This is a genomic window from Dactylosporangium sp. CA-233914 (genome assembly GCF_050942935.1).
Lineage (GTDB): Bacteria > Actinomycetota > Actinomycetes > Mycobacteriales > Micromonosporaceae > Dactylosporangium.
Window position 1 is genome coordinate 1,903,557 of the sequence record NZ_CP192030.1, and the last position, 18,815, is coordinate 1,922,371.

General features: G+C 73.5%; 18 protein-coding genes and 1 pseudogene. 16 read left to right on the forward strand and 3 right to left on the reverse strand.

The features are described from left to right. Window positions 1–36: 36 nt before the first annotated feature. Entirely contained in the window at window positions 37–999 is a 963-nt protein-coding gene (locus ACQPY0_RS08660) for a thiamine-phosphate kinase (protein WP_432986686.1), read from the forward strand. A gap of 25 nt (window positions 1,000–1,024) precedes the next feature. Beyond that, window positions 1,025–1,492, forward strand: coding sequence for a GNAT family N-acetyltransferase (locus tag ACQPY0_RS08665; RefSeq protein ID WP_432986688.1), 468 nt, complete (start codon window positions 1,025–1,027; stop codon window positions 1,490–1,492). Window positions 1,493–1,550: 58 nt separating this feature from the next. Here ACQPY0_RS08665 and rpmB read toward each other — a convergent pair whose 3' ends face one another. Further along, on the reverse strand, window positions 1,551–1,742 hold the full coding sequence (gene rpmB / locus ACQPY0_RS08670; protein ID WP_190249618.1) for a 50S ribosomal protein L28: 192 nt from the start codon (window positions 1,740–1,742) through the stop codon (window positions 1,551–1,553). 192 nt (window positions 1,743–1,934) lie between these two features. On the opposite strand from rpmB, the pseudogene ACQPY0_RS08675 reads away from it, so the two are divergent. From ACQPY0_RS08675 to mutM, 11 genes and pseudogenes are all read left to right on the forward strand, one after another. Beyond that, window positions 1,935–3,658: pseudogene (locus tag ACQPY0_RS08675) on the forward strand (DAK2 domain-containing protein). 29 nt (window positions 3,659–3,687) lie between these two features. Then, window positions 3,688–5,886, forward strand: coding sequence for an ATP-dependent DNA helicase RecG (gene recG / locus ACQPY0_RS08680; protein ID WP_432986690.1), 2,199 nt, complete (start codon window positions 3,688–3,690; stop codon window positions 5,884–5,886). Between the two features lie 107 nt (window positions 5,887–5,993). Further along, entirely contained in the window at window positions 5,994–6,560 is a 567-nt protein-coding gene (gene rsmD / locus ACQPY0_RS08685; RefSeq protein ID WP_432986692.1) for a 16S rRNA (guanine(966)-N(2))-methyltransferase RsmD, read from the forward strand. 148 nt (window positions 6,561–6,708) lie between these two features. Continuing rightward, window positions 6,709–7,194 carry a pantetheine-phosphate adenylyltransferase gene (gene coaD, locus ACQPY0_RS08690; protein WP_432986694.1) on the forward strand — a complete coding sequence of 162 codons (486 nt, stop codon included), beginning with the start codon at window positions 6,709–6,711 and terminating at the stop codon, window positions 7,192–7,194. A gap of 90 nt (window positions 7,195–7,284) precedes the next feature. Further along, window positions 7,285–7,785: a hypothetical protein gene (locus ACQPY0_RS08695; protein ID WP_432986696.1), complete on the forward strand. Its 501-nt coding sequence runs from the start codon at window positions 7,285–7,287 to the stop codon at window positions 7,783–7,785. Window positions 7,786–7,874: 89 nt separating this feature from the next. Beyond that, the gene (locus ACQPY0_RS08700; RefSeq protein ID WP_432986698.1) at window positions 7,875–8,441 is read left to right on the forward strand and encodes a YceD family protein; all 567 of its coding nucleotides are present in this window, start codon (window positions 7,875–7,877) and stop codon (window positions 8,439–8,441) included. 6 nt (window positions 8,442–8,447) lie between these two features. Beyond that, window positions 8,448–8,621: a 50S ribosomal protein L32 gene (gene rpmF / locus ACQPY0_RS08705; protein ID WP_259861936.1), complete on the forward strand. Its 174-nt coding sequence runs from the start codon at window positions 8,448–8,450 to the stop codon at window positions 8,619–8,621. Between the two features lie 13 nt (window positions 8,622–8,634). Continuing rightward, entirely contained in the window at window positions 8,635–9,687 is a 1,053-nt protein-coding gene (locus ACQPY0_RS08710; protein WP_432986700.1) for a phosphate acyltransferase PlsX, read from the forward strand. A gap of 50 nt (window positions 9,688–9,737) precedes the next feature. Further along, entirely contained in the window at window positions 9,738–10,487 is a 750-nt protein-coding gene (rnc, locus tag ACQPY0_RS08715) for a ribonuclease III (protein ID WP_432995083.1), read from the forward strand. Next, entirely contained in the window at window positions 10,462–11,628 is a 1,167-nt protein-coding gene (locus ACQPY0_RS08720; RefSeq protein ID WP_432986702.1) for a mannosyltransferase family protein, read from the forward strand. Before rnc ends, ACQPY0_RS08720 begins: the two co-directional genes overlap by 26 nt. Window positions 11,629–11,637: 9 nt before the next feature. Then, on the forward strand, window positions 11,638–12,492 hold the full coding sequence (mutM, locus tag ACQPY0_RS08725; RefSeq protein WP_432986704.1) for a bifunctional DNA-formamidopyrimidine glycosylase/DNA-(apurinic or apyrimidinic site) lyase: 855 nt from the start codon (window positions 11,638–11,640) through the stop codon (window positions 12,490–12,492). Here mutM and ACQPY0_RS08730 read toward each other — a convergent pair. Both ACQPY0_RS08730 and ACQPY0_RS08735 read right to left on the reverse strand, forming a co-directional pair. Beyond that, the gene (locus ACQPY0_RS08730) at window positions 12,428–13,210 is read right to left on the reverse strand and encodes a spherulation-specific family 4 protein (protein ID WP_432986706.1); all 783 of its coding nucleotides are present in this window, start codon (window positions 13,208–13,210) and stop codon (window positions 12,428–12,430) included. The genes mutM and ACQPY0_RS08730 overlap by 65 nt on opposite strands. A 26-nt stretch (window positions 13,211–13,236) precedes the next feature. After that, the gene (locus ACQPY0_RS08735; RefSeq protein WP_432986708.1) at window positions 13,237–13,881 is read right to left on the reverse strand and encodes a CAP domain-containing protein; all 645 of its coding nucleotides are present in this window, start codon (window positions 13,879–13,881) and stop codon (window positions 13,237–13,239) included. 298 nt (window positions 13,882–14,179) lie between these two features. On the opposite strand from ACQPY0_RS08735, the gene ACQPY0_RS08740 reads away from it, so the two are divergent. From ACQPY0_RS08740 to ACQPY0_RS08750, 3 genes are all read left to right on the forward strand, one after another. After that, window positions 14,180–14,374 carry a hypothetical protein gene (locus ACQPY0_RS08740; protein WP_432986710.1) on the forward strand — a complete coding sequence of 65 codons (195 nt, stop codon included), beginning with the start codon at window positions 14,180–14,182 and terminating at the stop codon, window positions 14,372–14,374. Between the two features lie 239 nt (window positions 14,375–14,613). Next, complete coding sequence (gene smc, locus ACQPY0_RS08745; RefSeq protein WP_432986712.1) at window positions 14,614–18,186, forward strand: chromosome segregation protein SMC; 3,573 nt, start codon at window positions 14,614–14,616, stop codon at window positions 18,184–18,186. Next, on the forward strand, window positions 18,183–18,800 hold the full coding sequence (locus ACQPY0_RS08750; protein ID WP_432986714.1) for an HAD family hydrolase: 618 nt from the start codon (window positions 18,183–18,185) through the stop codon (window positions 18,798–18,800). Before smc ends, ACQPY0_RS08750 begins: the two co-directional genes overlap by 4 nt. The last annotated feature ends 15 nt before the right edge of the window (window positions 18,801–18,815 follow it).

Below are 18,815 nucleotides of genomic sequence, written 5' to 3' on the forward strand. Positions count from 1 at the left end.
TTCGGCGACACTATCGAGCATCAGATTGGAGGAGGGGTGACCGTAGCGACCACCGGGGAGTTCGGGCTCATCTCGCGGGTGACGGCCCGGCTCGGGGCGGCGTCGCCCCTGGTTCTGCTCGGTCCCGGGGACGACGCGGCGATCGTCGCCGCGCCGGACGCGCGCGTCGTGGCGAGTACCGACGTGCTCGTCGACGGGCGGCATTTCCGTCGCGACTGGTCCAGCGCGCGTGATGTCGGCCACCGCGCGGCCGCGGCCAACCTCGCCGACATCGCGGCCATGGGCGCGCGCCCCACGGCCCTGCTGGTGGCGTTGTGCACCCCGGCAGACCTGCAGATCTCCTGGGCCGAGGGGCTCGCCGACGGCCTGGCCGCGGAGGCGGCGAAGACCGGCGCGAGCGTCGTGGGCGGGGACACCTCCGCGAGCCCGACGCTGACCATCGCGGTCACCGCGCTCGGCGACCTGGAGGGCCGGGCGCCGGTGGTGCGCTCGGGGGCGCGCCCGGGGGACGTCGTGGCGGTCGCTGGGCGGATCGGGCACGCCGCGGCCGGATACACCATCCTTTCGCGCGGCTTCCGCTCGCCGAAGCTGCTCGTCGACGCGCACCGGCGCCCCGACGTGCCGTACCACCTCGGCCCCGTCGCGGCGCGCGCGGGCGCGACGTCCATGATCGACATCTCCGACGGGCTGCTCGCCGACCTCGGTCACATCGCGACCGCCAGTGGCGTCGGCATCGACGTGCGCCGCGACGCGTTCACCGTGCCGGAGGCGATGCACGCCGCCGCGACCGCGCTGGGCGTGGACCCGTACGGCTGGATTCTCGCCGGTGGCGACGATCATGCGCTGGCCGCCACGTTCCCGCCCGACACCCCGCTGGGCGAGGAGTGGCTCGTCGTCGGATCCGTCCTGCCGGCCGGGCTGTTCACCGCCGGTGACGGCGTGACCGTGGACGGGCGCAGGTACACCGGCGGCGCCCCCGGATGGGATCACTTCCGGTAACAGGACGCCCGTACTCTCTACTGTCGTGAACGAGATCGACATTCAGCTGACCCGCTACGGCTCGCAGGTCGCCACCGCGCTCACGATGGCTGCCCTCGCCGACCTGAGCGAGCGGTACGGCGGCGAGGGCGACAGCACCCCGATCCAGCCCGGCGAGTTCGATCCTCCGGAGGGCGCCTTCCTCGTCGCGTACCTCGGCCACGAGCCGGCCGGCTGCGTCGGCTTCCGTACGTTCGCCGAGGACGAGACGACCGCGGAGATCAAGCGGATGTACGTCGCGCCGCTCTTCCGCGGCCGCGGGGTCGCCAAAGCGCTGCTCGCGGCCGTCGAGGACGCGGCGCGGCAGGCCGGGCGGCAGCGGATCTGGCTGGAGACGGGGACGGCGCAGCCCGAGGCGATCGGGCTCTACGAGCGCAGCGGCTATGCGAGGATCGCGGACTTCGGGCATTACAAGGGGTACCCCGACGTGCGCTCCTTCGGCCGCGATCTCTGACGCGGACATGGCGAAAGGCCCCGTGACCGCAGTCACGGGGCCTTTCGGCGTTCTGGGCTCAGCCCCGGACGACCTTGCCGGCCTTGAGGCAGGAGGTGCAGACCTGCACCTTCCGCGTGGTGCCGCCACCGGCCGGGGTGCGCACCGTCTGAATGTTGGGGTTCCAACGGCGGTTGGTCCGCCGGTGCGAGTGGGACACGTTGTGGCCGAAGCCCGGTCCCTTGCCGCAGACGTCGCACACGCTAGCCACGGGGATCTCCTGGGTTGATTGCAGTCTCTGATCGGAACGGACCCGCGCCGCGGACCTCGTTCCAGGCGTCACCGGCCGGGTGAGCGGCGGGCAACCCGGCAAGGTTACCTGATCCGGGTCCGCGACACCCAATCGGCCCGCTCGGGCCCGCATCGGTGGGGAATGACGGCGCTCACCGTTAGGCTCTGGCGCGTGCCAGACAGTGTGGACGCCGCGACCGTCCGCCGGTGGTGTGCCTCCGGCCTGGCCGCGCTGCGGCGTCACCAGGCCGAGATCGACGCGCTCAACGTGTATCCGGTGCCCGACGGCGACACCGGCACGAACCTGGTGCTCACGATGACCGCCGCCGCCGATGGGGCCACGGCCGCCACCGTCGCCGGGGCGTCGGCCGCCGACGTGCTGCGCGGGGCGGCGCGCGGGGCGCTGCTCGGGGCCCGCGGCAACTCCGGGATCATCATGGCGCAGCTGCTCAAGGGCCTCGCCGCCGGGCTGGACGCAGCGGAGCCGGTCTCCGGTGCGGCGCTGGCCTCGGCGCTCACGGCGGCCGCGCGCGGGGCGTACGCCGCGGTCGCGGCGCCCGTCGAGGGCACCGTGCTGTCCGTCGGGGTGGCGGCGGCCGCAGCGGCGGTCGAGGCCGTGTCCGAGCGCGGGCGGGTCGGGGGCGTCATCACCGTCGCCCGGGCGGCGGCTGAAGGGCGCGGGTCGCGCTCGCGCGGACGCCCGAGCAGTTGCCGGCGCTGGCCCGGGCCGGGGTGGTCGACGCGGGCGGGCGCGGGCTCGTGGTGCTGCTCGACGCGCTGGTGGAGACGCTGACCGGGCAGGCGCCGCCGGACGCGCCCGTCGTGCCGGTCGTGCCCGCCGGCGGGCGCCCGGGCGCGACGGTGGAGCGGGAGGCGGGATCCGAGGAGTTCGCGTACGAGGTCCAGTACCTGCTGGAGGCGCGCACGGACGCGGTCGGGACGCTGCGGGGGGTGCTCGCGGGGCTCGGCGACTCCCTCGTCGTGGTCGGTGACGAGCCGACCTGGCACGTCCATGTGCACGTCAACGACGTCGGCGCGGCGATCGAGGCCGGCGTCGAGGCGGGGCGGCCGAGCCGGATCACGGTGACCCGCTTCGCCGACCTGATCGGCGCCCGAGCGGGCGCCCCGGCGCACGATGGTGCGCCGTCCGCGCCGGTGCGTGACGAGGCGGTGCCCGTCCCCGCACCCGCCGGCGCGGTGGGCCGGGACTCGGGCGCGGTGGGCCTGGACCCGGGCGCGGGCGCCCGGGAACGCGCTGTCGTCGTGGTCTGCGCCGGACCCGGGCTCGCGGAGCTGTTCGCGGCCGAGGGCGCCGAGGTGCTGACCGGAAACCCGTCCACCGTGCAGCTGCTCGACGCGATCCGGCGCACGGGCGCGGCGCGCGTCGTGGTGCTGCCCAACGACCCCAACGTCCTGGCCGTCGCCTCGGCCGCCGCCGCAGAGGCGCGCGCCGCGGGCGTCCGCGCGGACGTCGTGCCGACCCGCTCGCCGGTCCAGGCGCTCGCCGCGATGGCCGTACGCGACGCCACCCGGCGGTTCGAGGACGACGTGATCGCCATGGCCGAGGCGGCCGCGCGGTGCCGCTCCGCCGAGATCACGGTGGCCGCGCGGGAGGCGCTGACCGTCGCCGGGCGGTGCCAGCCGGGCGACGTCCTCGCGATCGTCGACGGCGAGGTCAACCTCATCGGCCGGGACCTGTCGCAGACCGCCGGGCGGCTGCTGGACCGCATGCTCGCAGGGGGCGGCGAGCTCGTCACCCTCGTCGCGGGGTGCGACGCGCCCGAGGGCCTCGGCGCGGCCCTGCGTTCACACGTCGAGGGCTCGTGGCCGTTCGTCGAGGTGCAGTGTTACGAAGGGGGCCAGCCGCACTATCCGCTGCTGGTGGGCCTCGAGTAAGAGCGAACTGTCGAACGGGGAAAGCCGAGTTGGCCGACATCGACCTGACCACGCCGCTTTCGAAGGTGCTCGGGGGCAACGGCGCGAAGCTGCTCGCCGAGCACCTCGACCTGCACACCGTCGGCGATCTGGTCTACCACTTCCCGCGCCGCTACGAGGAGCGCGGCGAGCACACCGACATCCGGGCACTGGAGATCGACACCGACGTCACCGTCTTCGGGCAGGTCAAGCGGGTCAACTCGCGGCAGTTCGTGCAGCAGCGGGGCAACACCCGGGGCCGGCGCGGCTCGCTGGTCGAGGCGGTCGTCGGCGACGACGGCGGCGGCGAGATCAGCGTCACGTTCTTCAACCAGCCGTGGCGGGAGAGCCAGCTGCGTCCGGGCCGCTGGGGGCTGTTCTCCGGCAAGGTCGGCCGCTTCAACAACAAGCTGCAGCTCAACCAGCCCGACTACGTCCTGCTCGACGCGGGCGAGGGCGAGGAGGCGGTCGAGGAGTTCGCCGGGGCGATCATCCCGGTGTACCCCGCGACCGCGCGCGTGCCCACCTGGCGCATCGCCGCGGCCGTGCGCACCGTCCTCGACGTCCTGCCCTCGACCCCCGACCCGGTGCCCGCGACGACGCGCGCGAGCCGGCGCCTGTCCTCGCTGGACAAGGCGTTGCGCGAGATCCACCGCCCCGAGTCGCAGCAGTCGCTGGCCATCGCGCGCAGGCGCCTGAAGTGGGACGAGGCGTTCGCGCTGCAGCTGACCCTGGTGCAGCGCAAGAAGCGGGCCGAGGACTGGCCGGCGGTGCCGCGCCCGCGCCGCGCCGGTGGGCTGCTCGCCACATTCGACGCCGGGCTGCCGTACGAGCTGACCCGCGGCCAGCGTGACGTCGGCGAGGAGATCGCGGCGGACCTGGAGCGGGCCCACCCGATGCACCGGCTGCTGCAGGGCGAGGTCGGCTCCGGCAAGACGCTGTGTGCCCTCCGCGCGATGCTGCAGATCGTCGACGCCGGCGGCCAGGCCGCGATGCTCGCCCCGACCGAGGTCCTCGCCGCCCAGCACCACCGCAACGTCACGGATCTGCTCGGCGCGATGGCTCGGGCCGGCGAGCTGGACGCCGCGGCGGAGGCGACCCGGGTCGCGCTGCTGACCGGCTCCCTGGGCGCGGCCGCGCGCCGGCGGGTCCTGGAGGAGATCCGCAGCGGCGCCGCGGGCATCGTGGTCGGCACTCACGCCCTGCTCTACGAGGGCGTCGACTTCGCCGACCTCGGCCTCATCGTCGTCGACGAGCAGCACCGCTTCGGCGTCGAGCAGCGCGACGCCCTGCGTACCAAGGCCGACCAGCCGCCGCATGTGCTGGTCATGACCGCCACCCCGATCCCGCGCACGGTCGCGATGACCGTCTTCGGCGACCTTGAGACGTCGGTGCTCAGCCAGCTCCCGCGCGGCCGCTCGCCGATCGCCTCCCACGTCGTGCCGGTCACCGAGAAGCCCGCGTACCTCGACCGCGGCTGGCGCCGGCTGCGCGAGGAGGTCGCGAAGGGGCACCAGGCGTACATCGTGTGCCCGCGCATCGGCGACGCGAACTCCGACGGCGAGGACGTCCCGCCGGTCGGCGACGACGGCCGCCGGCCCCCGGTCGCGGTCCTGGACGTCGCGCCGCAGCTGCAGGAGGGCCCGCTGCACGGCCTGCGCATCGGTGTGCTGCACGGCCGTCTCCCCGCCGAGGAGAAGGACGCCGTCATGCGGACCTTCGCCGCCGGCGACCTCGACGTCCTCGTCGCCACCACCGTCATCGAGGTCGGCGTCGACGTGCCCAACTCGACGATGATGATGATCCTCGACGCCGACCGCTTCGGCGTCTCCCAGCTGCACCAGCTGCGCGGGCGCGTCGGCCGGGGCAGCGCGCCGGGGCTGTGCCTGCTCGTCACCGAGTCCGGCGAGGGCACGCCCGCGCGGGCGCGGCTGGACGCCGTCGCCTCGACCACCGACGGCTTCAAGCTCGCCGAGCTCGACCTGGAGCAGCGCCGCGAGGGCGACGTCCTCGGCGCGTCGCAGTCCGGCCACCGGTCCCACCTGCGCCTGCTGTCGCTGCTGCGCGACGCCGATCTGATCGGCGAGGCGCGCACGGAGGCGGCCGAGCTGATCGAGGAGGACCGGGAGCTGGAGCGCCACCCGGCCCTGGCGGCGACCATCGCCCGCCTCGTCGACGAGGAACGGGCGGAATACCTGGAGAAGAGCTGATTCGCGCGCTCCGTCCGTGAGGTGAATCACATTCCGCGCGAACGCGGCGGCCGGCGGGCGGCGGCGGGTCGGCGGGGTGGCGTACGTCACCGCCTACCCTGGAGCGCGTGACGCGGATCGTGGCCGGAGCGCTGGGCGGGCGGCGGCTGGTGGTGCCGGCCGGGCAAGGGACGCGGCCGACCTCGGACCGGGTGCGGGAGGCGCTGTTCAGCAGCCTGGACAACCTGATCGAGCTGGACGGGGCGCGCTTCGCCGATCTGTTCGCGGGCTCGGGGGCGGTCGGGTTCGAGGCGTGCTCGCGCGGGGCCGCGCACGTGCTGCTCGCCGAGGCCGATGCCAAGGCGGCCCGCGTGATCCGGGGCAATATCGCGACGCTCGGGGTCGCCGCGCGGGTGCGGCTGGTGACGGACAAGGTCGAGCGGCTCGTGGCAGGGGAGCCGGACGAGCGCTACGACGCGGTGTTCGTCGACCCGCCGTACGCGGTGCCGGACGAACGCGTCCGTGCGGTGGTCGACGGGCTGGCGCAGCGGTGGCTGGCGCCGGACGCGGTGGTGGTGGTCGAGCGGTCCAGCCGGAGCGTGCCGATGGCCTGGCCCGACGGGCTGCGGGCGGTGGCGCAGCGGCGATACGGGGAGACGTCGCTGTGGTACGCGCGCCGCGAGCAGGACGGCTGAGCGCCGGCGGCGACCAGGTGGGCCGGCGCGCGGGCGCGGCCGCGGCGAGCAGGCGCTCTGTGGTTCGACCGACGCGATCAGGATGGCTCGCGCACGGGTTAAGCGATCCTTTGGTACGGTCCCCGCTCATGAGGCTTGGGCTGGTGCAATGAGGCGCGCGGTCTGTCCGGGTTCGTTCGATCCGGTCACCAACGGGCACCTCGACATCGTCGGTCGTTCATCGCAGGTGTTCGATGAGGTCGTCGTCGCGGTACTGATCAATCAGAGCAAGGCGGGGCTGTTCACGGTCGACGAGCGGCTGGAGATGCTCGCGGCGGTGACCGCGCCGTACTCCAATGTCCGGGTCGATGCGTTCCAGGGACTCCTGGTCGACTTCTGCCACGCCCACGACATCAACGCCATCGTCAAGGGCGTGCGGGTCGCCGGGGACTTCGACTACGAGCTGCAGATGGCGCAGATGAACTACGGGCTCAGCGGGATCGAGACGCTGTTCATGCCGACCAACCCGAAGTACTCCTTCGTCTCCTCCAGCCTCATCAAAGAGGTCGCCAAATGGGGCGGCGACGTTTCGCCACATGTACCCGATCTCGTGGCGAATCGCCTGCGTGAACGGTTCGCCGCGACGCGAAAGTAAGTGCAACACCCGAGTGGCGATAAAGCGGCTGCGGGGTCCGGGCCGCATGATGGTTACGTCGTTCAGCGTTGGGAACAGGAGTGACCGCAGGTGGATCCGCTCGAGAGCATCGACCAGATCATCGCGCTGGTTGAGGGTGCACGGTCGGCGCCGATGTCGCGGAGCAACTTCGTGTTCGACCGTGCCGACATGATCAATCTGCTCGACCAGCTGCGCGCCGATCTGCCCGGGGAGCTGCGGCGGGCGTCCGCGCTGCTCGACGAGCGCGACAAGATCGTCGACGCGGGGCGGCGCGAGGCGGAGCGGATCATCGCCGAGGCCGAGGCCGAGCACACGCGCCTGGTGTCGATCAACGAGATCGTCGTCTCGGCGGAGCACGAGGCGTCGCGGATGATCAACGAGGCGCGCGCGGAGACGCAGCGGCTGCGCGACGAGGTCGACGACTACGTCGACACGGCGCTGGCCAACTTCGAGCAGTTCCTCACGAGGTCGCTCGCCTCGATCGAGCGCGGGCGCGACAAGATGCACGCGCTGCGGGAGATCGGTTCTTTCACCCCCGCCGGTGAAGACGACCGGCCGCTGCCGTTCTGACGGGCGCGGTAGTGTTGGGGGCGATTCGACGCGAGATCAGCCGCTCGGGTATCCTAGTCCGTCGGCCCTACCTGGCCGGAGTCTGAAAGATGCCACATCAACCACAGCACCCGCACCTGGATCCCCGGTCGCCGCTGGTCCTCGAGACGAGGGACCTCCCACGCCGACCGGGCGCTCTGCATGCGGTGTCGCGGAAGGTGCCGGCGCCCAACGACCTCGGCCTGGAGCTGATCGGCGTGCCCCACGGCGCCGAGCTCGACCTCCAGCTGCGCATGGAGTCGGTGTCCGAAGGCGTTCTCGTCTCCGGCACCGTCACCGGCCCGCTGGTCGGCGAGTGCGGGCGCTGCCTACGCCCGGTCAGCGACACGCTGGACGTCCCGCTCCAAGAGTTCTATGCCTACGAGCACAGCACGACGGACGAGACGACGGACGAGGACGAGGTCGGACGGCTGCAGGGCGACCTGATCGACCTGGAGCCGGCACTGCGGGACGCGGTGGTGCTCTCCCTGGCCGCCAACCCCGTGTGCCGTGAAGACTGCCCAGGGCTGTGCCCCGACTGCGGGACACCGCTGGACGAACTGCCCGCGGGGCACACCCACGAGCAGATCGACCCACGCTGGGCCGCCCTGTCCCAGATCAAGACGTCAGAGGAGTAAGGTCCCGTGGCCGTTCCCAAGCGGAAGATGTCGCGCAGCAACACCCGGTCGCGCCGGAGCCAGTGGAAGGCCGTCGCGGTCTCCACCCAGCCGTGCCCGCAGTGCCGCTCCCCGAAGCTGCCCCACGCGGCCTGCTCGGTCTGCGGCACGTACAACGGCCGCCAGGTCATCGAGGTCTGACCACCGGATCCGGGTGACGCGATCCGACCGATCGCCGCACGGCGGGGAGAACCCGTCCGGCGTCGCGCGGATCGCCGTCGACCTCCTCGGCGGGGACGGGGCTCCCGCCGTCGTGGTTGACGGCGCTCTGCGCGCATGCAGCGCCGATCCAGACCTTCATCTCGTCCTCGTCGGGCCGCGCGAAACGGCCGACGAGGTCCTTGGCGCGCTCCCGGTCGCCGACCGCGAGCGCGTCAGTGTCGTCGTGGTCGACTCCGCGATCGGCATGGGGGACCCGCCGCTGCGCAACGTCCGCCGCTCCACGTCGGTGCGCGCGGCCGCGGAGGCGGTCTACGCCGGCCGTGCGGACGCGATGGTCTCCGCGGGCTCCAGCGGCGCCGCCGTCGCCGCGTCCGCGCACGTGCTCGGCCGGCTGCGCGGGGTACGCCGCCCCGGGCTCGCCGCGCAGCTGCCCACCGAGCGGGGGCCCGTCCTGCTCGTCGACGTCGGGGCGACCCTCGACGCGACCATGCTCGAGCTCGTACAGCACGCCGTGCTCGGCACCGCGTTCGCCTCCGTCGCCCTCGGCATCGCGCGCCCGCGCGTCGGGCTGCTGTCCATCGGCAGTGAGCTGGGCAAGGGCGACCGGCTGCGCCGCGCGGTGTCGATCGCGCTCTCCGACATCCCGTTGCCCGCCGGCGGACGCTACGTCGGTCTGGTGGAGGGTTTCGACGTACCGCGCGGAGGCCCCGCCGACGTCATCGTGACCGACGGGTTCACCGGAAACGTCCTGCTCAAGGGCATCGAGGGCGCGATGGCCGCCATCCACCACGTTCCGGACATCTCCAGATCACAAACGTCCGGAAAGCACGAGGCGGCGGCCGTGCTGCTCGGCGTGGCCGGCGACGTCGTCGTCTGCCACGGCTCCGCCGACGGAGCCGCCGTCGCCGACGGCATCGCGTTGGCCGCGCGGCTGCACCGCGAACGCATCACCCCCGCGGTCGCGGGGTTCGCCGACGATCTGCTGACCGAACTCTCCTCGGCCGGCGGGCTCACCATCCGTGACGCACTGGGAGAGCGCTCGTGAAGAACCAGAACCATCTCGAGGCCGCCTTCGGTGTCGAATTCGACCCGGAGATGCTCAAACGCGCGCTGACGCACCGCTCGTACGCGTACGAGAACGGAGGTCTGCCCACCAACGAGCGCCTGGAGTTCCTCGGCGACGCGGTGCTCGGCGTCGTGATCACCACCGCGCTGTTCCAGAACCACCCCAAGCTCGCCGAGGGCCAACTGGCCAAGCTGCGCGCCAGCGTCGTGAACATGCGCGCCCTCGCGGACGTGGCGCGGCGGCTCGGGCCCGGGGGCATCGGCCCCTTCCTGCTGCTGGGCAAGGGCGAGGAGGCGACGGGCGGGCGCGACAAGGCCAGCATCCTCGCCGACACGCTGGAGGCGCTGATCGGCGCGATCTACCTGCAGTACGGCCTGGACACGACCGCGCAGGTGATCCACAAGCTGTTCGACGGGCTGATGGCCGAGGCGGCGCTGCGCGGCGCGGGCCTGGACTGGAAGACCAGCCTGCAGGAGCTCACCGCGGGGCGCGGGCTGGGGGTGCCCGAGTACCGCATCGACGAGGAGGGCCCCGACCACGCCAAGCGGTTCACCGCCTGGGTGATCGTCGCCAAGCAGCGCTACGGCGGCGCGCAGGGCGGCAGCAAGAAGGAGGCCGAGCAGCGCGCCGCCGAGGCCGCCTGGCGCGAGCTGTCGGGCGTGCAGCCCGAGGCGGCCGCGTACGCCGGGGCGGCGGAGCCGGCCGACACCCACGGGGCCGAACCCCCCAAGCGGGCCGAGGAGCCGCCAGCCGATGACCACGATGACGCCGGTCAATGAGATCGCGCAGCGCGCCCGTTCGGCGCTGATCGCCTTCCCGCTCGGCATCTACGCCGTCAGCCGCCTCGTCCAGCTGGCCCTGCTGTGGTGGATGGCGCCCGACGGCAAGATCCGCGACCGCCTGTTGGCCTGGGACGGCGGGCACTTCGTCCGGGTCGCCGAGGAGGGGTACCCGCGCGGGTACAGCTACGACATCGACGGTCATCTGGTCGGCAACGGTCTGGCGTTCTTCCCCGGATACCCGATGACGGTGCGCTTCGTGCACCTCGTGACGCGCCTGGACTACGGCACGGCCGCCATCACCGTGTCGTGGCTCGCGGGCGGCGCCGCGGCGGTGCTGCTGTGTGCCCTGGGGACGCGGCTGTACGACGAGCGCGCCGGCCTGGCCCTCACCGCCCTCTTCTGCGCGCAGCCGATGTCGATGGCGCTGTCGATGGGCTACTCGGAGGCGCTGTTCACCGCCCTCGTCGCCGGCATGCTGCTGTGCGCGCACCGCGGCGACTGGCTGCTCGCCGGCCTCCTCGGGCTCGGCGCCGGCCTGACCCGGCCCACGGGCGCGGCCGCGGCGATCGCGCTCGCCGTCGCCGCGCTGCTCGCCGTGTACAAGCGACGCGCGGACGCGCAGGGCGCCGGGGGTACACCCGTGTGGAAGCCCGTCGGGGCCGCCGTCGTCGCCCTGGCGGGCGTGCCCGCCTACCTGCTGTGGGTCGGGCTGCGCGTCGGCGATCTCGGCGCGTGGTTCGACATCCAGACCGCGGGCTGGGGCACCACGTTCGACTACGGCGAGTCCACGCTGACGTTCCTGCGCGACGCGTTCAAGGCCGGCGACGGCTGGATCCAGGTGAGCATCGCCTGGATGCTCCTCGGCGTCGTGGCGCTCGCGATCACCGCCGTCCGCATGCGGGTGTGGCCGCCGCTGGTGGTGTACGGCCTCATCGTGCTCGTGCTGGTCCTCGGCCAGGCCGGGTACTACCACTCCAAGCCCCGCCTGCTCGTGCCCGCGCTGCTGATCCTGGTGCCGCCCGCGGTCGCGCTCGGGCGCGCGCGGCCGCGCACCGCGGCGCTGGTCCTGACCGGCCTCGGCGCGTTCGGGCTGTGGTACGGCTCCTACCTCATCACCGTCTGGCACTACGCGATCTAGAGGGATTCCATGCCTGAGTTGCCTGAGGTCGAGACCGTCCGCCGGGGCCTCGACAAGTGGGTGTCCGGCCGGCGCATCGCCACGGTCGAAGTGCTGCACCCGCGCGCGATCCGCCGCCACCTGCCTGGCGCCGAGCACTTCGCGGGCGTCCTCGCGGGCCGGCGCGTCGGGCCCGTCATGCGCCGCGGCAAGTACCTCTGGCTGCCCCTGGACGACGAGGACGCGCTGGTCGGTCACCTCGGCATGTCCGGGCAGCTGCTCATGCAGCCCGCCGACGCCGCGGCCGAGACCCACCTGCGGGTGCGGTTCACCTTCGACGACGACGGCTCCGAACTGCGCTTCGTCGACCAGCGCACATTCGGCGGCCTGAGCGTGTCGGCCGGCGGCGCGGTGCTGCCGGGCGAGCTCGCGCACATCGCGCTGGACCCGGTCGACCCGCTCTTCGCCGACGACGCGTTCATCGAGCGGCTGCGCAGGCGCCGCACCGAGGTCAAGCGGGCGCTGCTGGACCAGACGCTGATCTCCGGGGTCGGCAACATCTACGCGGACGAGGCGCTGTGGCGGGCCGCCCTGCACGGCGTGCGCGACACGTCGCAGCTTTCCCGCCCCGTCGTACGGCGCCTGCTCGGCCACGTCCGCGACGTGCTCAACGAGGCCATCGGGCAGGGCGGGACGAGTTTCGACGCGCTGTACGTCAACGTCAACGGCGAGAGCGGCTACTTCGACCGCTCCCTGAACGCCTACGGCCGCGAGGGCCTGCCCTGCAACCGGTGCGGCAGCCCGATCCGCCGCGAGGCGTTCATGAACCGGTCCTCGTTCTCGTGTCCCCGCTGCCAGCCGCGGCCCCGCCTCGCACCACGCTGAGCGCGCGGTAGGGGCGCGGGCGGCGGGGCGCGGGGGTCGGACCGGCCCCCGGCTCGCTCCCCAGCTCGCCCAGACCGGGCACGAGCCCGCACCAGGCGGGCAGGTCCGTGTAGGGGTCGGGCGCGCCGAGGTCGGTGACCAGCCCGAAGCCGGCGCCGCGGCTGACCTGCAGCCGCGCGGCCTCGTCGAGCTCCCACGGCGGCACGGCGTGCACCAGGTGCCCGTCGCCCGGACGCGCGCCCTCGCCGCTCCAGCGCCGGTACTCCCGCCAGCTGCCGTCGAACACGCACACGGGCAGGCCGAGGTCGCGGTAGGCCTCGTCGGGCGGCTCGCCGGGGTTCAGGACCACCTCGGGCAGGTCGGCGCGGGCGGCGGACTGCGCGACGACGGCGACCGGGCCGATCGCGTACGGGCTGACGGGAGTGTGGTCGAGGAACACGCCGCGGACGGGGTAACCGGCCCAGCGGTAGACGTCCGCGCGGATCTGCGCGACCGGGCGCGTGCCGTAGTCGACGTCGACGTAGCCGAGCAGTCGCACTCCCGCCGCGGCCAGGCGGCTCATGGCCGCGGTCCACAGCGGGTCCCGGCCGCTGCCGGGCCCGCCCGCGACATCGACGACGACGGTGAACGCCGGACCGTGTCCCGCGACGATCTCCCACGCGTGTGGCCGGGCCAGCGGATGCGCCCGCAGAGGCAGGAGCGTCGGAACCCGGTCCACGACCGGACTAACGATGCTGGGCCCCCTCAAGCACGGCCGGTGTCCACGGTCCAGTAAGGCGTTTTGCCGCGCATCGCGGCCCCGACGCCGATCGATGTGATGTCGCAGTCGAGCAGCACGTCCTTCGCATTGCTGTCGCGCATCCAGTGCTTGACGACGTCGCCGGGGTCGCCGCCCTTGGCGGTCACCTCGTCGGCGAAGCCGTCGAAGCCGGCCGCGCTGACCCGATCCTGCGCCCCGCTGCCGTCGCTGCCCCGGCTGCCGGTGAAGCCCCCGGCCGCCATGTCGGCGGCGTGCCCACGCGCGGCCGCGCGTAGCTTGGCGTCGGTGCGCAGCGGGTCGCATTTCTTCTTGCGCCGTTCGCCGTTGATGAGTTGTACGACCCGGTCCTCGTAGCCGTTGTGGAAGTTCGCGGCGACGAGGGTGGTCGCGGCGGTCGCCGGGGGCGGGGCCGCGCTGGTCGGGGGAGCGCCGGGCGGGGGTGCGGCCGACGCGGACGGTCCGGGTGAGACCGGTTGCTCCGCCTCCGCGCGGGGTGGCTGCGAGCCGCCGCCCGTGAGGCCCGGAATGATCACGGCGCCGAGGCCGAAGAGCACCAGCCCGCCGGCGACGATCGCGGCGATGCCGGTCGGGCCCAGCCGGGCGGCGAGGCCGGGCCGCGGTGCCGTCATCGCACCCTCCCGGTCCCATCGTCCTCAGAATTCCCGGACATGACGCTACTTTGCAGTGGCGCCACGGGGCAACCGGTGGCACACTGCCACGATCGGCGCGGCGGTGTGGATCACGCACCCGGGTGAGTGAGAACACCCTGGCCAGCACGTTTGGCGTGCCCTGCGGCTTGACTAAGTCGCGCGCCGGAAGGACTATAGAGGGGTCGCCAGTCGCGCCCATTCATGCCCTGTGCTTCGGTCGCGGGTGCTGGGCGCGCGTTTGCCGGAGTCGACCGGCTGCGCTTAACAAGGAGACGATATGGCTAAGGCCCTCTACGGCCACGTAGGCAGCGCGCCCGATCGGCGCCTTGTCGACGAGGTCACCCAACTGCGCGCCAAGGTTCGTGCGCTCGAGTTCGAGGTCATCCGGCTCCGCGCCGAGAACGACCGGCTCGCCGCCGCGGCCTCGGAGACGGACCACCTGGTCCGGCTTGCCGAGCCGGCGATGGCCTGAAGATCAGGCCGCCGCAACCTGCGCAGAACTACAAAGTAAACCCGCGCGCCGACATCCGATGGGTCTCGGCGCGCAGTCATGTAACGACCCGGTCGTCCGGTTGGTTGCGTTCGTGGCCGGTGGGGCCTGAGTGGGCGGTGTACCCACGACACGCGCATTATGGTGTGCGGTGCTGCGGGGGCGGGTAGTCTCCCGGCGGTAGCCTGCCCGGTAACACACCTCGACCACCGTGGAGATCCGTGCACCTCAAGACCCTGACGGCCAAGGGCTTCAAGTCCTTCGCGTCCACGACGACGCTGAGGCTCGAGCCGGGCATCACCTGCGTCGTGGGGCCCAACGGCTCCGGCAAGTCCAACGTGGTCGACGCGATCGCCTGGGTGCTCGGCGAGCAGGGCGCCAAGGCGCTGCGCGGCGGCAAGATGGAAGACGTCATCTTCGCCGGGACCGCGAGCCGTGCCCCGCTCGGACGCGCCGAGGTCACGCTCACGATCGACAACACCGACGGTGCGTTGCCGATCGACTACACCGAGGTGTCGATCACCCGCCGGATGTTCCGCTCGGGTGAGAGCGAGTACGAGATCAACGGCAACTCCTGCCGCCTGCTCGACATCCAGGAGCTGCTCTCCGACTCCGGCATCGGCCGCGAGATGCACGTGATCGTCGGCCAGAACCGCCTCGACGGCGTCCTGCACGCCCGCCCCGAGGACCGCCGCGCCTTCGTCGAGGAGGCCGCCGGTGTGCTCAAGCACCGCAAGCGCAAAGAGAAGGCCATCCGCAAGCTCGAGGCGATGCAGGCCAACCTCAACCGCCTCGGCGACCTCACCACCGAGCTGCGCCGCCAGCTCAAGCCGCTCGGGCGCCAGGCCGAGGTCGCCCGCCGCGCCGCCGGCATCCAGGCCGACCTGCGCGACGCCCGGCTGCGGCTGCTCGCCGACGACCTGTCCACGCTGCGCGAGACCCTCGACCGCGAGATCGCCGACGAGACCGCGCTGCGCGCGCGCCGCGAGGAGGTCGAGGCCGGGGTCGAGGCGATCAACGAACGCCTCGCCGCGCTGGAGGCCGAGCACGCCGCGGACGCGCCGGTGCTGGCCGAGGCGCAGGACACGTGGTACCAGCTGTCGACGCTGCAGGAACGGTACCGCTCCCTGCACCAGCTCGCTGCAGAACGCCACCGCAACCTCTCGGCCGCGCCCGTCGAGGAGCGGCCCGGGCGCGACCCCGACCAGCTCACCGCCGAGGCCGAGAAGGTTAGCGAGCAGGAGGAGGAGCTGCGCGCCGCGCTGGAGGCGAGCCAGGAGCGCCTCGCCGAGGCCGTCGAGCACCGCCAGGACCTCGAGCGCCGCCTCGCCTTCGCCGAGAAGGCCATCGTCGCCGCCCACAAGGCCATCGCCGACCGCCGCGAGGGCCTGGCCAAGCTCACCGGCCAGGTCGAGTCGGCGCGCTCCCGCGCGACCGCCGCCGGCGACGAGATCGAACGCCTCGCCGTCCAGCTCGCCGAGGCCGAGGCCCGCGCGGAGGCGGCCCAGGGCCTCTACGACGAGGCGAGCGCGGGCGCGTCGGCCGCCGACAACGAGGGCGCCGACCTGGAGATGCGCCACCAGGAGGCGACCCGCGAGCTCGACGCGATCAACAACGAGGTCCGCCAGCACAGCGACGCCGAACGGGCCGCCGAGAAGGACGCCGCGCAGTGGAAGGCCCGCGAGGAGGCGCTCGCGATGGGCCTGCGCCGCAAGGACGGCGCCGGCACCCTCCTGGCCCGCTCCGACCGCGTGCCGGGCATGCTCGGCAGCGTCGCCGCCCTGCTGTCCGTCGAGCCCGGCCACGAGGCGGCGCTCGCCGCCGCGCTCGGCGGGCTCGCCGACGCCGTCGCCGTCTCCGGCGTCGAGGGCGCGGTCGCCGCGGTCGAGATGCTCAAGCAGGACGACGCGGGCCGCGCCGCGCTGCTCATCGCGTCCGCGCCGATGCTCGACGCCCCGCCGGTCGAGCGGGTGCCGCTGCCCCCGGGCGCCGCCTGGGCCATGGACCTCGTCCGCGCCCCCGAGGAGCTGCGCCCCGCCCTGGAGCGCGCCGTCGGCGACGTCGTCTTCGCCCCGGACCTCGCCACCGCGCGCCGCATCGCCTCCTACGCGCCCGCGCTGCGCGCCGTCACCCCCGAGGGCGACGTCATCGGCGCCTACGCGGCCGCCGGTGGCTCCGGCAAGCAGCACAGCTTCATCGAGGTCCAGGCGGCCGTCGAGGAGGCCCGCCAGCAGAAGGTCGACGCCGAGCGCCGCGTCGCCGAGGCCCGGGAGCTGCTCGGCCTGGCCCGCAACGCCGCCGCCGCGGCCAAGCAGGCCGTCGCCGAGACCGCCGCGGCCAAGAAGGAGGCCGACAGCGTCCGCAACGCGGCCGCGCGCCGCCTCGCCGAGCTCGGCGCCGCCGCCAAGTCGGCCCGCGCCGAGGTCGAGCGGCACGCCGCCGCCAAGGCCAAGGCCGAGGCGGCCCGCGAGTCGGGCCTGAGCAGCCTCGCCGAGCTCGAGGAGCGCCTCGCCGCGGCCGAGGAGACCCCGATCGACGAGGACCCCTCCACCCTGGAGCGCGACGACCTCGCCGCCGAGGTGCCCGTCGCGCGCCAGCAGGAGATGGAAGTACGCCTCGCCGTCCGCACCGCCGAGGAGCGCGTCGGGGCCCTCGCCGGCCGCGCGGACGCCCTGCTGCGCCAGGCCGCCGCCGAGCGTGCCGCCCGCGAGCGCGCCGCCGCGCGCAAGGCCACCCGCGCCCGCAGCGCCCGGGTCGCCGGGGCCGTCGCCGACGGTGCCGCGTTCGCCCTGGAGCGCCTGACCGAGTCGATCGCCGAGGCCCAGGAGACCCGCGACACCCTCGCCGCCACGCGCGCCGAGCGCGAGACCGCCCTCACCGACGTGCGCGGCCGCGCCAAGCACCTCACCGCCGAGCTCGACCGGCTCACCAACGCGGTCCACCGCGACGAGGTCGCCCGCGCCGAGCAGCGGATGCGCATCGAGCAGCTCGAGGCCCGCTCCGCCGAGGAGTTCGGGCTCGACGCCGACACACTCGTCGCCGAGTACGGCCCGCACCTGCCCGTCCCGCCGACTGCCCCCGAGCTCGCGGCCGCGGAGGCCGAGCGCCGGCCCGCGCCCGAGCCGGTGCCGTACGACCGCGCGACCCAGGAGAAGCGCGCCGCCAAGGCCGAGCGCGAGCTCAACCTGCTGGGCAAGGTCAACCCCCTCGCCCTGGAGGAGTTCGCGGCGATGGAGGAGCGCTACAAGTTCCTCTCCGACCAGCTCGAGGACCTCAAGGCCACCCGCCGCGACCTGCTCACCGTCGTCAAGGACGTCGACGACCGCATCCTCGAGGTCTTCACCAGCGCCTACCACGACACCGCGCGCGAGTTCGAGCAGGTCTTCTCGGTCCTGTTCCCCGGCGGCGAGGGCCGCCTGGTGCTCACCGACCCCGACGACATGCTCACCACCGGCATCGAGGTCGAGGCCCGCCCGCCCGGCAAGAAGATCAAGCGCCTGTCGCTGCTGTCCGGCGGCGAGCGGTCGCTGACGGCCGTGGCGCTGCTGTGCGCGATCTTCCGCGCCCGCCCCAGCCCGTTCTACATCATGGACGAGGTCGAGGCCGCCCTGGACGACGTCAACCTGGGCCGCCTCATCACCCTCTTCGAGCAGCTGCGGGAGCGCAGCCAGCTCATCATCATCACCCACCAGAAGCGCACGATGGAGGTCGCCGACGCGCTCTACGGCGTCACCATGCGCTCCGGTGTGACCGAGGTCATCTCCCAGCGCCTGCGAACGGAAGAGGCAGCGTGACTCAGCGGCCCACGGCCCTGCTCATCGACTTCGACGGGGTCCTGCGCACGTTCGACCCCTCCGAGAACGCCAAGATCGAGCAGCTGTACGGCCTGGAGCCCGGCACGGTCCTCGACACGGCGCTCGAGTGGGATCGCCTGCTGCCGGCCATCACGGGCCACCGCACGCGCGCTGAGTGGCTCGCCACGGTCGCCGACGCCCTCGCCGGCCGGGTAGGCGGCCGCGAGCGGGCCGCCGAGCTCATGGCCGAGTGGGAGGTGTACCCGGGCGTCATCGACCCCGACGTCCTGCGCTTCGTCCGCGACGTGCGCGCCGCCGGGCTGCCCGTCTGCCTCGCCACCAACGCGACCGTCGAGTTCCGCGACGTGCTCGCGTCCTTCGACCTGACCGGCGAGTTCGACGCGGTCGCGGTGTCGGCCGAGATCGGGGTGCACAAGCCGGCCAAGGAGTACTTCGCGGCCGCCTGCGCGCTCATCGACACCCCACCGCCGCGCTGCCTGCTGGTCGACGACACCGACCGCATGATCCGGGGCGCCCGCGCGGCGGGGCTGAGCGCCTACCGGTACACCGCCGGCGACGACCTCACCTACCCCCGCCGCGCCCTGGGCCTGTAGGCCGGGCTGCGCCCG